At 45.6% G+C, this 13,122-nt stretch carries 12 protein-coding genes; 1 reads left to right on the forward strand and 11 read right to left on the reverse strand.

The genetic code is table 11. The features are described from left to right. The 10 genes from pstB to DHU66_RS00335 form a co-directional block, all read right to left on the reverse strand. Positions 1 to 753 carry a phosphate ABC transporter ATP-binding protein PstB gene (gene pstB, locus DHU66_RS12295; protein ID WP_108773919.1) on the reverse strand — a complete coding sequence of 251 codons (753 nt, stop codon included), beginning with the start codon at positions 751 to 753 and terminating at the stop codon, positions 1 to 3. Positions 754 to 756: 3 nt separating this feature from the next. Beyond that, entirely contained in the window at positions 757 to 1,653 is an 897-nt protein-coding gene (gene pstA, locus DHU66_RS12300) for a phosphate ABC transporter permease PstA (RefSeq protein WP_209451700.1), read from the reverse strand. Then, entirely contained in the window at positions 1,650 to 2,561 is a 912-nt protein-coding gene (gene pstC, locus DHU66_RS00300) for a phosphate ABC transporter permease subunit PstC (RefSeq protein WP_108773920.1), read from the reverse strand. Before pstC ends, pstA begins: the two co-directional genes overlap by 4 nt. Before the next feature lie 60 nt (positions 2,562 to 2,621). After that, positions 2,622 to 3,539: a phosphate ABC transporter substrate-binding protein gene (locus DHU66_RS00305; RefSeq protein ID WP_108773921.1), complete on the reverse strand. Its 918-nt coding sequence runs from the start codon at positions 3,537 to 3,539 to the stop codon at positions 2,622 to 2,624. Positions 3,540 to 3,710: 171 nt separating this feature from the next. Next, positions 3,711 to 4,763 (reverse strand): IS1595 family transposase, encoded by a 1,053-nt coding sequence (locus DHU66_RS00310; protein WP_108773885.1) that lies wholly within the window; start codon positions 4,761 to 4,763, stop codon positions 3,711 to 3,713. A 132-nt stretch (positions 4,764 to 4,895) separates the two neighbouring features. Next, on the reverse strand, positions 4,896 to 5,933 hold the full coding sequence (locus DHU66_RS00315) for a 3-deoxy-7-phosphoheptulonate synthase (protein WP_108773922.1): 1,038 nt from the start codon (positions 5,931 to 5,933) through the stop codon (positions 4,896 to 4,898). Positions 5,934 to 5,968: 35 nt separating this feature from the next. After that, positions 5,969 to 6,736: a zinc ribbon domain-containing protein gene (locus DHU66_RS00320; RefSeq protein WP_108773923.1), complete on the reverse strand. Its 768-nt coding sequence runs from the start codon at positions 6,734 to 6,736 to the stop codon at positions 5,969 to 5,971. Between the two features lie 79 nt (positions 6,737 to 6,815). After that, positions 6,816 to 8,210, reverse strand: a complete 1,395-nt coding sequence (locus DHU66_RS00325) for a radical SAM/SPASM domain-containing protein (protein ID WP_108773924.1) — start codon at positions 8,208 to 8,210, stop codon at positions 6,816 to 6,818. 168 nt (positions 8,211 to 8,378) lie between these two features. Further along, positions 8,379 to 8,969: a TetR-like C-terminal domain-containing protein gene (locus DHU66_RS00330; protein WP_108773925.1), complete on the reverse strand. Its 591-nt coding sequence runs from the start codon at positions 8,967 to 8,969 to the stop codon at positions 8,379 to 8,381. Positions 8,970 to 9,065: 96 nt separating this feature from the next. Further along, positions 9,066 to 9,962, reverse strand: a complete 897-nt coding sequence (locus DHU66_RS00335; protein ID WP_108773926.1) for an ROK family protein — start codon at positions 9,960 to 9,962, stop codon at positions 9,066 to 9,068. 484 nt (positions 9,963 to 10,446) lie between these two features. On the opposite strand from DHU66_RS00335, the gene DHU66_RS00340 reads away from it, so the two are divergent. Then, complete coding sequence (locus DHU66_RS00340) at positions 10,447 to 11,751, forward strand: IS4 family transposase (RefSeq protein ID WP_108773886.1); 1,305 nt, start codon at positions 10,447 to 10,449, stop codon at positions 11,749 to 11,751. Between the two features lie 303 nt (positions 11,752 to 12,054). Here DHU66_RS00340 and DHU66_RS00345 read toward each other — a convergent pair whose 3' ends face one another. Then, a complete protein-coding gene (locus tag DHU66_RS00345; RefSeq protein ID WP_108773927.1) occupies positions 12,055 to 13,107 on the reverse strand; it encodes an IS1595 family transposase in 1,053 nt (350 codons plus the stop codon). Between the last annotated feature and the right edge of the window lie 15 nt (positions 13,108 to 13,122).

The following is a 13,122-nucleotide window of genomic DNA, read 5'->3' on the forward strand; positions in this document are numbered from 1 at the left end:
TCAACCGAACCTTCCTGTAATGTAATTCTCTGTACGCTTGTCCTGCGGCGTAGAGAAGACCTTGTCTGTAGGTCCATACTCAATCAGATCACCAAGCAGGAAGAATGCTGTCTTATCGGAGATACGCACAGCCTGCTGCATATTGTGAGTAACGATGACAACCGTATATTTTTTCTTCAGGTCTGTCACAAGATCCTCGATCTTGGAAGTACTGATCGGGTCAAGAGCACTGGTTGGCTCATCCATCAGCAGTACTTCCGGATCACATGCAAGTGCTCTTGCAATGCACAGACGCTGCTGCTGGCCGCCGGAAAGACCAAGGGCACTCTTCTTGAGACGGTCCTTCAGTTCATCAAAGATCGCCGCATCCTTCAAAGCCTTTTCAACGATTTCGTCCAGCATCTTCTTATTGCGGATACCATGAATGCGCGGGCCATAGGCAATGTTGTCATAGACACTCATCGGGAATGGGTTTGGCTTCTGGAACACCATGCCAACCCGCTTGCGGAGCACATTGACATCGAGGTTTCCGTGATAGATGTCTTCCCCGTCCAGCAGAACCTTTCCTTCAATGCGGCACCCCTCGACCAGGTCATTCATGCAGTTCAGCGAGCGCAGAAGCGTACTTTTGCCGCATCCGGACGGACCGATGAATGCGGTGATTTCGTTTGGTTCAATCTCTATATTGATATTGTGCAGTGCATGGAAGTCACTGTACCAGAGATTCATATTCTGAACACTGATCTTACTCATAGACTATTTTCCCTTCTGATTTTTGTTTCGAATACTGTCGGAAAGTCTTCTTGTGATGACAGAGACACACAGTGTCAGAATCACAAGCACAGCTGATGCAAAACCGGCAATGGCCTCGGAATTTGGATTCAGAGATCCTTCTGTACGCAGCACCCAGATGTGTAATGACAGCGTTTCACCTGTACGGAACGGGTTCAGCGGACAGGTTGGCGATGTAGTATTCCAGTTAGACCAGTTGATGACGGTGGACTGACCGCTGGTGTACAGCAGTGCAGCCGCTTCACCAAAGCCACGTCCTGCTGCCATGATCACACCCGTCAGGATCTGCGGCATCGCAGCCGGGATCAGTACGTGGCGGATGGTCTGCGCAAGTGTCGCTCCCGTTGCCAGAGAGCCTTCTTTATACTCCGGCGGCAGAGAACGAATGGCACTGTTGGTTTCCGTGGTGATCAATGGCAGTGACAGAATGGACACAGCCAGTGCACCGGCAAACAGGTTCCATTTCATACCGGTCATCAGGATGAAGACCAGATAACCAAACAAGCCGATGACAATGGAAGGCAGAGATGACAGCGACTCAATACTGATTTCCAGGAAATCCAGCAGTTTGCCTGGACGCGAGTATTCTGCCAGGTAAACACCGGCACCAATGCCAAGAGGCACGGAGATCAGCAGTGAAAGGATAACCAGATATATGGTATTGAACAGCTGGTTGAGAATGCCATTCTGCCCGGTGGAGAGCATTTCCGGCATGAAACCACGGAATCCATTGATGATGATATATCCTGTCAGCAGGATCAGGAACGCAACCATGAAGATGCCGACTGCCCCGAAGATGCCGGTCATGGCACAATCAGTAGCACGTGCATGTTTATAAAGCGATTCGTTCTGTTTATTCATGCGTTCTTTCCTTTCCTGGACATACGATGGATGATGAAGATCAGCAGAATGGAAATCAGGTACAGCAGCAGTGCCATGGACCAAAGCGCCATATTATGAAGGCCGCCGTTGGCAGTATTGCCCATATCTGCTGCAATGGCTGCGGTCAGGTTGTTGGTCGGTGACAGAATGTTCTTCGGGAAGCTTCTTGTTTTGCCAATGACCATGGCAACCGCGAGTGCTTCACCGATTGCTCTGGCCAGGCCGAGAATGACACCGGTCGCAATGCCAGGGAAAGCAGCCGGCAGTACGACGTGGCGGATTACCTGCCAGCGGGTGGAACCCATGCCATATGCGGCTTCACGGTATCCCTGCGGGACATTCTTGATGGCATCTGCCGCAACGGTTGTGATGGTCGGGAAGATCATCACAGTCAGTACGATGGCAGCAGCCAGCACGGAGAAGCCGCCCATTTTTGCATGAAACACGTTGGCAATAAACGGAACCAGTACAGTCAGGCCGATCCAGCCATAGACGACGGATGGAATGCCAACATAGATTTCAATGGCCGGGCGGAAAAACTTTTCGCCGAACTTCGGTGCAATTTCACTCAGAAAGACGGCGGAACATACAGCCAGCGGAATGCAGAACAGTAATGCCAGGCCGCATGTCATCAAAGATCCGCAGATGTAAACAAGTGAGCCTATACTGCCGGAATCATCACCGACGGAATCAGATGGACTCCAGTCGGAGGAGAACAGAAATTCAAAGACAGAATGGTGGGCTTTGACAAAGGTATCGCTTCCTTTGAGGATCAGGAAGACACCGATGGCAACGGTAAGAATGATGATAAAGAAACCGCAGAAGGTATAAATGCCTTTCCATCTGCGGTCTTTCTTTACCATTTTCAGAGTATATTGATCAATCATGCTGCATATCACTCCTTCATGGAAGATGCCGGCATAAGGCCGGCATCATTAAGCACCTGTTTAGTTCTTGTGTGTAGCAACAGCTGCATCAGTGAGGCTGGCAACGACACCGTATCCCATCTTTTCGACGTTGGATGCGAATTCATCGCTGACCATGTACTTCAGGAATGCCTGTGCAACTTCACTGCCATCACCCTTTGTATACATGTGCTCGTAAGACCAAACCTTATAATCACCGCTGTATACGTTCTCCAGAGTCGGCTCAACACCATCAACGGAAACTGCCTTCAGGTCTGTATTGTCAGTCAGATAAGACAGAGCAACATAACCAATTGCACCTTCTGTAGTAGCTACTGTCTGTGTCAGTGTGCCGGAGTCATCTGTTTCCAGAGCCTGGTTTGATGCCTCTTCTTCACCATTCAGTGCATACTTCTTGAAGGTAGCTCTTGTGCCGGAAGAAGAAGGTCTTGTGACAAGGACAATGTCCTCATCCGGACCGCCGACATCCTTCCAGTTGGTTACCTTGCCGGTGAACACCTGGATCAGCTGATCCGTTGTCAGGTTGTCAATGTCAAGATCCTTGGAGACAACCGGAGCCATGGCAACAAGAGCAACCTCATGATCCATCAGGCCACTGGCAGCACTTGCATCAAGCTTTTCTTCTGCTGCAACATCTGAGTTGCCGATATCGACACTGCCGTCAGCAACCTGCTTCAGGCCTTCACCAGAACCGCCGCCGTTTACAGTAACGACGCAGTCCGGATTGTTCTTCATGAACTCAGTAGCAGCTTCCTGTGCCAGCGGCAGCAGTGCACTGGAACCAGCAGCTGTAACTGTTCCGGAAACAGCAGCAAATGTGCTTTCCTTAGCAGCAGCTGTAGACGCTGCGCTTGTTGATGCTGCGGTTGTGGAAGATCCACATCCTGCCAGCATGGCAGCTGTCAGTAAACCAGCAATGATACCCTTTGTTCTATTCATACCTGTCTTTCTTTTCCTCCTTGGTACGTATTAAAGGATATACAGGCTGTGTAAAGTCCACAGAAAGGCAAATGAAAAGTTTGTGTAAAATGATGCTGTTATTAAGCACTTTTAATGTTTTACAACGCTATTTTCAAAGATTTAGTTGATGAGGCTGTAAACACCAAAATATCATGAGCTATATGCCTCATAGAGGTTAATTGGCATTTTAAGCTTTGGGATCTCCGCACAGGTAAATGGAATCTGTTCAAACATTGTTTCCATGTATGCTTCTGATTTCCATTTGCGCATGTCCAGCCTGTACTTTAAATATTTCTTCATGACGATCCAATTCAAATAACCCTGGAGATGTCTTGTGCTGATACCATGTTTCTGCCTGATCATGTTTTTTAGCTCAGAGTGAAGCTCGTTTACTTCAGATACTGTATTGCCCTTTGGTGTTAAATAACCGTTAGATGGAATAATGTCACTGTTGAAGTGATTATCGCCCACGAAAGTTTGAATGCTATGGCTGTCATCACTGATAATTGTTGAATGCGCTGCGAAGTGAGAGCTATATTGATTCAGAATTTCTGCACTCTCTCTGCCTAATCCTCCAATTTTAAAGAGAATATTGTCATGCTCATCAATAGCTGTTACCAGGCAGATCTTGTGATGGCTGGTGCCAGGTAAAGCACGCTTGGTTGAATGACGGCGATGCTTTCCACGCTGTTTGCTGAATCTTGGCATTTTATCCTTCCTGGTCCCTTTCAGGTTGATTTTGGTATAAGTAGGATCCAATTCAACATTTCCACTTAAGACCACATTATTCTGAATCTTTGCTGCAGCCTGATATAACTTGTGACGCATGTTGAAGCAGGTAGTAACTGATAAGCCTGTAGCTACACTCTGCTGAGTCAGAGTCATTCCGTTAAGCTCGCCAGAGATAAAAGTAGTCCAGATATCAAAGCTTGTTCTGGAATGAGTAAACATCGTACCTGTTGTTGCCATAAAAACAGATTTGCATTTTTTACATCTGTATTTCTGACGATTATGTGGGTTAAAGCCATTCTTAACAAAGTGAGTTGAACCACAATGAGGACATTTCTCAACATGCAAAGAGAGATTCTCGTAATTTGTTGTCGTACAGTTTACTTTCTCTCTGAATAGCTTTTCTAAACCAACACGAATGAATTCAATTTCGACAGGAGATAAAGAATTCAGGAAATTCTGATTAACGAGCATATCATCACCTCAACTGAAGTCATGATAAGTTATAGATATTAACTTGATGTACTTGTTCGGGTACATCAACTATTTATTTGAAAATAGCGTTTTACAAAAGAAAAAACAGGCTTTCGCCTGTTAAATCTCTGATTAATCCAGTTCTTCTGCAATATCCAGAATCAGCTTTTCACTCTTTTCCCAGCCAAGGCATGCATCCGTAATGGAAAGTCCATATACATCACCGATGGATGGCTGATTGCCATCCAGCAGATAGCTTTCAATCATCAATCCCTTGACCAGCCCGTGAATTTCCGGATTGCAATGCCGGCTGTGCAGAACATCCTTGGCAATGCGGATCTGCTCCATATAGTTCTTGCCGGAATTGGCATGGTTGCAGTCAACAATCACAGCCGGATTGTTGAGTTTGAGTGACTGGTACATGTTGTAGACATGAATCAGATCCTCATAGTGATAGTTTGGCTGCAAATTGCCATAGCGGTCCTGATAGCCGCGCAGAATGACATGGGCAAGCATATTGCCCTGGGTCTGCACCTCCCAGCCGCGGTAAATGAAGGTCTGCGGATTCTGGGCTGCCACGATGGCATTCATCATCACACTCAGATCACCCGATGTCGGATTCTTCATGCCAGCTGGAATACCGATACCGCTTGCCACCATACGGTGCTGCTGATCCTCAACACTTCTTGCTCCAATCGCAACATAGGACAGCAGATCATCCAGATAGGCATGATTCTCCGGATACAGCATTTCCTCAGCACAGGAGAAACCTGTCTCCTTTGCAACCCGGGTATGCATCTCACGGATGGCAATGATGCCAGCCAGCAGATCCTCACCTTTATGCGGATCCGGCTGATGCAGCATTCCCTTGTAGCCAAGTCCCTTTGTACGCGGCTTGTTTGTATAGACACGCGGCACAATCAGGATCTTATCCTTTACATTTTCCTGCACTTTGGCAAGACGTGTCATATAGTCCAGCACCGCATCTTCGCGGTCAGCACTGCATGGACCGATCAACAGCAGGAATTTATCACTTTCACCCGTCATGATGCGCGCAATTTCCTGATCACGCACCGCTTTTCTTTCCTTGATTTCAGAGCTGAGCGGAAACTGTTTTTTCAACTCTTCCGGTGTCGGCAGCTCCTGTATGTGTTCCATCTGCATTTCCATAAATCGTATTCCTCTTCAACGGTGTGTATTGTACCTCATTTCCGTATCAGCTGCCTGAGATCCACACCACAGGCAGGACAAAAGGCACTTTTCAGCTTTGTCCGATAACCGCAGACCGGACAGCACAAATGATCGTCTTCCTTCTGCCATGCCATCTTTCCTTCCTTGCGCAGGAAGTACTGTTCACGCTCCCCTTTTGCCATTTGTTCCAGATCCGGACTGCACTGATGATTCATGCCATAGTAGCGTACATAGTCTTCTTCCGTAAACATCGTGCGGTCTACCTGCCTCCTGTACTGCTCATATTCTTTTTTCAATGCGTCCTGATCCTTCTGCAGCTGTTTCAGAATTACATCGCTGCCAGCATCCTGATACTGCACCATGCGCCAGTACAGGCTGCGCAGCAGACTGTCCTTGAGCATCTTTCTGTCCGTATCTGAAACGGCCTTCTTCTTTGCATTGCGCATTGTCTGCAGATCATGGGAAACAAGAATGCCGGCATACGGTGGAATATAGTTGTCAAAATCAATGTCACGCATCCAAAGATCTTCTGAAATGACAAGATAGTTGTAGTCGCCATACCATGACAGAGCATTATTGCTCTTCAGATCTGACAGAGAGATTTTGATTTCATAGCAGCGGAAGACTTCGTGCGCATCCATGGACATGAAGTCAACGATTTCATTGCCTTTGTTTTCATATGTAAAGCCGATGGTGACTTCTTCACAGCCGTATTCTCGTTTCTTCCGGCTGCGCTGGCGAAGTGCATCTTCCAGCTGCAGGGTTTCTTTTGTTTTTGCCATGCTGCAATAATACCACACAAAAAAGATGACTGTTTCCAGACATCTCTGTCGGTACAGTCATCTTATCTGAAATAATTGTTTACTTGTTTGCAGCTTTGCGCTCTGCACGTTTTGCCTGATCTTCAGCCCAGAGTTTTTCTGCTACCGGAGCCCACTCCTTGGCATACTCAGTTGTCTTGGCAGACAGTTCATCAACATCCTCCGGATCAACCATATCGGTGCTGTGAGCGCCGGATTCATGCACGAGTTTCTTGATGAACTGCGGATTCTCGAGCATCGGGCACGGTCTCAGATGATCCTGGTTGAACGGCTGGTTGGCCTGATAATCTCTGAACAGAGGCTGCTTCAGGCACTCCAGCAGGCTCTTGTCATGGATGTTGGCATTGGAATAATGAATGAAGACACAAGGCTCCATATCACCATTCGGATTGATATGGCAGTAGTACTTGCCGCCGGCGATGCAGCCGCCGACAAACTGGCCATCGTTCTGGAAGTCCATGCAGAAGATTTCCTTGCCGCCTGTATAGTTTCTGACCTCACGGATGCGGTGATACATATACTCTCTCTGCTCGACAGTCGGCACCAGAGACATATCTGTATCATTGCCAACCGGCATGAAGTGGAAGTACCAGCTGAACAGTACGCCCTTGGAAATCAGGAAGTCATAGAATTCATCAGAAGTAACGGCTTCGCAGTTTGCTCTTGTGTAGCAGATGGATGTGCCATAGGCAAGACGGTTCTTATGCAGCAGATCCATGGTAGCCATGACCTTTGCGAAGGTTCCCTGACCGCGGCGGGCATCGGTTGCCTTCTCATCGCCCTCGATACTCATCGAAAGAACAATGTTGCCTGCTTCTCTCATGCCATCACAGAAAGCCTGATCAACCAGGGTGCCATTTGTGAAGATCATGAAGCCGCAGTCATAATGTTTCTTGGCAAGCTTCAGAATATCATTCTTGCGGACCATCGGCTCGCCGCCGGTCATGACATAGCCATGAATACCAAGCTGCTTGCCTTCGGTAACAATTCTGTCCATATCTTCATAGGACAGATTCAGCTGGTGGCTGTACTCACTTGCCCAGCATCCTGTGCAGTGCAGGTTGCAGGCACTGGTCGGATCAAACAGGATCACCCACGGAATGCGGATTCCCTCCTTCTTGCCTACCTTCTGCGTTCTCTTGAAACCTGTGAAACCAGCTTCAAAGCCAAATGCCATCAGCAGCTTCTTCAGATACTCTTCATCGACATCACGATGGATGCGGTTGAGAAAATGATTGTACTTGCCATCTTTTCCAAAGGCTGTACGCAGATGATCCCATGCTTCATCCGGCCATGTATCCCCCAGAACCTTCTGGCCCAGATTGACCATGTCAACGTAGCCTGTCTCATCATTCTTATCAATTTTCTTGAAGGCAAGGTTCAGAGCTGCCTGAAATGCCTTGCGTTCTGCCGCATGTGCAATATCATAATCCATACTCAATCCCTCTTTTCAATCAATTTCATCAGAATACATTCATGCATATCCCGGTGCTATCTCTAGTATGCAATGATTTTGCCCAAAAAGTGAAAGACAAAACGGTGAAAACGTATACAGAATTTAACGCTCGAATGCTTTACTTTTGATTTTTCCTTTCAGAAACCATCAAAAGACCGGATCCGGCATGCCATACAGATCATTTCTGATCGCAAAATTGTTGATGGCATTGTGCAGGCTGTCTTTGACGATATCTGTGATCATATCAAGCAGTGCATCCGGATCTTCTTTCATTCCTGAATGAAACCAGTTCAGAATCATGCCGGTCAGTGCATGCCGGTGATAATGGCACAGAAACTGCTTCTGCAGAGGACTGACATGTGTTTGTGCCGCAAGTGCTTCAATGCATTCCGCAAGAATCTGATGCATCTTCATGCCGCCAAACTGGACCATTCTCTCTTTTGCATGAGACTGCAGTACGGCAAGCAGAAAGCTGCTGTCCATCTGACAGTACTCAAGTGCTGACAGCAGAAGTTTCTGCCACGGCGCATCTTTCTGGATATGTTCTGCTCCCTGATTAATCTGCCCCCAGCAGTACTTTACGATCAAATCAGGAATATCGTCATAGCAGCGATAGAACGTCTGTCTGTGGATCCCACATTTTGTGCACAGCTGAATGACGGAAATATTGGCAGAACCATTCTCTGTAACCATGGCATGATATGTGTGCATTAACTGTTCTTTTGTATGATAGTGCATAGATTTTCCCCCATAGTTGACCGCATTGTAACATAGCGGAAAGAAGATCTTAAAGCGCTATCATTCATTGACTGCAATTCACACATTTCTGCGGAATTATTCGTTGAGGAAATGATAGAGAGCACCAATCATGTTGGCATCATTGCCAAAGGTGCAGGCAACGATTTCCGGCAGTGAGAATGGCATAAAGGCAAGATAAGGTGCTGCCATCTTCTCGATTGTATCCTGCAGTGTTTTCAGCAGCAAAGGCTGTTTGGAAATACCGCCGCCGATCGCAACTCTTTCTACATCCAGGATGGTCTGAATCGTCAGCAGCCCGGTGGCAAGGCCCTGGCAGTACCACTGCAGTGCATCCAGTGCCTGCTGATCGCCATGATTGGCTCTTTCAAAAAGAATACGTCCATTGAGCTGGGATGCATCCTGTCCGGAAAGCTCTGCATACTTTCTGATCAGTGATCCGACGCTGTTTTGGTTTGCCCACATATATTTTGTATCAAACGGCAGATCAAGCCGTGTTGAGATCGGCGAATATTCACCTGCGGCAAAAGTAGAGCCGCGGTACAGTTTTCCGTTGATGATGATGGCACCGCCAATGCCCGTACCAAGGGTAATCACAGTGCCGTTGGCAACACCCTGCATACTGCCTTTCCAAAGTTCCGCAAGAGCTGCACTCTTGGCATCATTTTCCAGCCTGAACGGAACTTTCACCTTGTCCGCAAGCAATGCCGCAAAATCCGTATGGTCAAGATAGCCCAGCGCACCGCTTGTATAGAAATAACCGCGGGATGCATCAATTCTGCCCGGTGCACTCATGGCAATGCCTTCCACTCTGTCCTGGTATTTCTGATACAGTCCAACAACAAGATTGATAAACTCTTCCTGACTGTCATGCGGTGTAGCCACTTCACCCTTTTCTGCAATCTCAGCTTCCTCATTCATCAATGCATACTTGACGGCTGTACCGCCAACATCAATTGTCAGATATTCACTCATGATTTTCCTCCACCATTCTTGTTATTCCTATTATACTTCCATGTCCTGAAAGCAGTGAAATAGAACTGTTTCAGCTTTTTACAGATTTTTTTGATATATATGTTGACAGCAAAGTCATCATACTGTATATTAATGTTAGTTAGTTAATGCTAACTTACATTGACGGTGAGCATACAACCTCAATCCTTCAAATTCAATCAATCCATTCAAAATATGTTCTCCTAACATATTGTATGCGAAATCAATCTGTAACTGGCAGATGTGTCGATGTACCTTATCCAAGAAAAATCCCGGGCAAAACTGCAATGTCATTAAGTTAGGGCTTGATGATTGAAACGCTTTGTATTTTGTAAGAATACAAGGCGTTTTTTTTGATGGCCAAAAGGTCCGTATTTTTTTGGATGATTTTCTAAAAAACACTTGACAGCCAAAAATCAGCCTTTTTTACACAATCCGAAGGAAATTGTAGGAGGAAAAATTCATTATGATTTCCATTGATTCTGTTAAGTGCGTAGATGACATTTTAGCCAAGGCCATTGATATGGTCGAGCAAAATATAAGCTGCTATTGTACGCAGCCAGGTGTTGACTTCACTCGGATACGTGCACTGCCCGCTGGTATTCTGATTCGCTTCCTTATCCAGAAACAGGCCAAGGCATTAAACCAGGAACTCTCTGATTTCTTTGTTTCCAAAGTCCCGCCGTCTGCTTCGGCTTTCTGCCAGCAGCGTTCAAAGCTCGATCCCGAAGCTCTTGAAAGAGTAATGCACTTAATGACTGAAAACATTCCTGGAACCAGATTCTTCAAAGGCTATCGTGTATTCGCTTGTGATGGATCAGATGTACGTATCCCTTATAACCCTGATGATCCAGAGACATTTCTGAAGAATGATGAGAACAGCCAGGGCTACAATCAGCTTCATCTCAATGCTCTGTATGACGTTCTGAATCGCGTATATACAGACGCTATGATAGATACGAAACAGAAGTCTCATGAGAAAGGCGCTCTGCTTGATATGCTTAAAGCCCATGATCTGCCAGCCAAAACGATTATTACTGCTGACCGCGGCTACGAAAGCTATGAGCTGCTTGCCTATATGCTTGAAAACAGCATTCACTTCGCCATTCGTATAAAGGATATATTCAGCAGCGGGATCTTATCTGCCATTGATCTGCCAGATGAAGAATTCGATCGAGATATCACTCGTATATTGACAAGAAGCCAGACGAAAGAGATCAAGCAAAACAAGCAGAAATACGTATTCCTGCCATCAAACGTAAATTTCAGTTATCTGGATTTTGATCATCCGTTCTACAATATGACTTTCCGTGTCGCCCGTTTCAAAATCACGGACGGTACTTATGAGTGCCTGGTTACGAATCTGCCCAAAGATGAATTTTCCATCACTGAGCTTAAGGAACTTTACCATATGCGCTGGGAGATTGAAGGTGCATTCCGCCACTTGAAATACGATACAAACATGGTTTACTTCAATTCAATCAAGCAGAAAAACGCAAGACAGGAAATCTATGCCGCTCTCATCATGTACAACTACACCCAGCTTCTGATCAATGCTGTGCCGGTAGAAAAGGATGGCAGAAAATGGACGTATCAGATTGCTTTTAAGCCTGCCGTTACGAATGCGCGATTATTCCTGAAGAAGCTTATTACGACAAAAGCATTCATAGACAGAATAAAAAACTTCCTGAGTCCCGTACGACCAGGAAGAAAGTTCAAGCGCAATATAAAGTCACAACCAGCAAGACTGTCACTCTATAGAGCTGCCTAAGCAACTTCATTATACGAGGTCAGCCTTTGGATTCAATGATAAAGTGACAGATTGCTCAAAAGATGTTTTCGTCATGCCTTCTTTTTGAGAACCTCTGGATTGTCCTCTAAGAGCTGATCAAAAAAGAAGCTGAGTCCTGAAGAATAACATTATTATTCTTCATCCAGCTTCTTAACTTAACGGGTCAAAATCTCAATATCACTTTCATGAGCTTATCTTAATGACATTGTCCAGACAGGAAGTCTTTTTTCATGCAACGCTATTTTCAAAGATTTAGTTGATGAGGCTGTAAACACCAAAATATCATGAGCTATATGCCTCATAGAGGTTAATTGGCATTTTAAGCTTTGGGATCTCCGCACAGGTAAATGGAATCTGTTCAAACATTGTTTCCATGTATGCTTCTGATTTCCATTTGCGCATGTCCAGCCTGTACTTTAAATATTTCTTCATGACGATCCAATTCAAATAACCCTGGAGATGTCTTGTGCTGATACCATGTTTCTGCCTGATCATGTTTTTTAGCTCAGAGTGAAGCTCGTTTACTTCAGATACTGTCTTGCACTTTGGTGTTAAATAACCGTTAGATGGCATTATGTCACTGTTGAAGTGATTATCGCCCACGAAAGTTTGAATGCTATGGCTGTCATCACTGATAATTGTTGAATTCGCTGCGTAGTGAGAGCTGCATTGATTCAGAATTTCTGCACTCTCTCTGCCTAATCCTCCAATTTTAAAGAGAATATTGTCATGCTCATCAATAGCTGTTACCAGGCAGATCTTGTGATGGCTGGTGCCAGGTAAAGCACGCTTGGTTGAATGACGGCGATGCTTTCCACGCTGTTTGCTGAATCTTGGCATTTTATCCTTCCTGGTCCCTTTCAGGTTGATTTTGGTATAAGTAGGATCCAATTCAACATTTCCACTTAAGACCACATTATTCTGAATCTTTGCTGCAGCCTGATATAACTTGTGACGCATGTTGAAGCAGGTAGTAACTGATAAGCCTGTAGCTACACTCTGCTGAGTCAGAGTCATTCCGTTAAGCTCGCCAGAGATAAAAGTAGTCCAGATATCAAAGCTTGTTCTGGAATGAGTAAACATCGTACCTGTTGTTGCCATAAAAACAGATTTGCATTTTTTACATCTGTATTTCTGACGATTATGTGGGTTAAAGCCATTCTTAACAAAGTGAGTTGAACCACAATGAGGACATTTCTCAACATGCAAAGAGAGATTCTCGTAATTTGTTGTCGTACAGTTTACTTTCTCTCTGAATAGCTTTTCTAAACCAACACGAATGAATTCAATTTCGACAGGAGATAAAGAATTCAGGAAATTCTGATTAACGAGCATATCATCACCTCAACT

This window comes from Lactimicrobium massiliense, assembly GCF_900343155.1.
GTDB classification, from domain to species: Bacteria; Bacillota_I; Bacilli_A; order Erysipelotrichales; family Erysipelotrichaceae; genus Bulleidia; species Bulleidia massiliensis.

What these genes read in the sequence shown, in the direction of transcription:
- pstB (WP_108773919.1), bottom strand. Translation starts at nt 753, where the DNA reads ATGAGTAAGATCAGTGTTCAGAATATGAATCTCTGGTACAGTGACTTC.
- pstA (WP_209451700.1), bottom strand. Translation starts at nt 1,653, where the DNA reads ATGAATAAACAGAACGAATCGCTTTATAAACATGCACGTGCTACTGAT.
- pstC (WP_108773920.1), bottom strand. Translation starts at nt 2,561, where the DNA reads ATGATTGATCAATATACTCTGAAAATGGTAAAGAAAGACCGCAGATGG.
- DHU66_RS00305 (WP_108773921.1), bottom strand. Translation starts at nt 3,539, where the DNA reads ATGAATAGAACAAAGGGTATCATTGCTGGTTTACTGACAGCTGCCATG.
- DHU66_RS00310 (WP_108773885.1), bottom strand. Translation starts at nt 4,763, where the DNA reads ATGCTCGTTAATCAGAATTTCCTGAATTCTTTATCTCCTGTCGAAATT.
- DHU66_RS00315 (WP_108773922.1), bottom strand. Translation starts at nt 5,933, where the DNA reads ATGGAAATGCAGATGGAACACATACAGGAGCTGCCGACACCGGAAGAG.
- DHU66_RS00320 (WP_108773923.1), bottom strand. Translation starts at nt 6,736, where the DNA reads ATGGCAAAAACAAAAGAAACCCTGCAGCTGGAAGATGCACTTCGCCAG.
- DHU66_RS00325 (WP_108773924.1), bottom strand. Translation starts at nt 8,210, where the DNA reads ATGGATTATGATATTGCACATGCGGCAGAACGCAAGGCATTTCAGGCA.
- DHU66_RS00330 (WP_108773925.1), bottom strand. Translation starts at nt 8,969, where the DNA reads ATGCACTATCATACAAAAGAACAGTTAATGCACACATATCATGCCATG.
- DHU66_RS00335 (WP_108773926.1), bottom strand. Translation starts at nt 9,962, where the DNA reads ATGAGTGAATATCTGACAATTGATGTTGGCGGTACAGCCGTCAAGTAT.
- DHU66_RS00340 (WP_108773886.1), top strand. Translation starts at nt 10,447, where the DNA reads ATGATTTCCATTGATTCTGTTAAGTGCGTAGATGACATTTTAGCCAAG.
- DHU66_RS00345 (WP_108773927.1), bottom strand. Translation starts at nt 13,107, where the DNA reads ATGCTCGTTAATCAGAATTTCCTGAATTCTTTATCTCCTGTCGAAATT.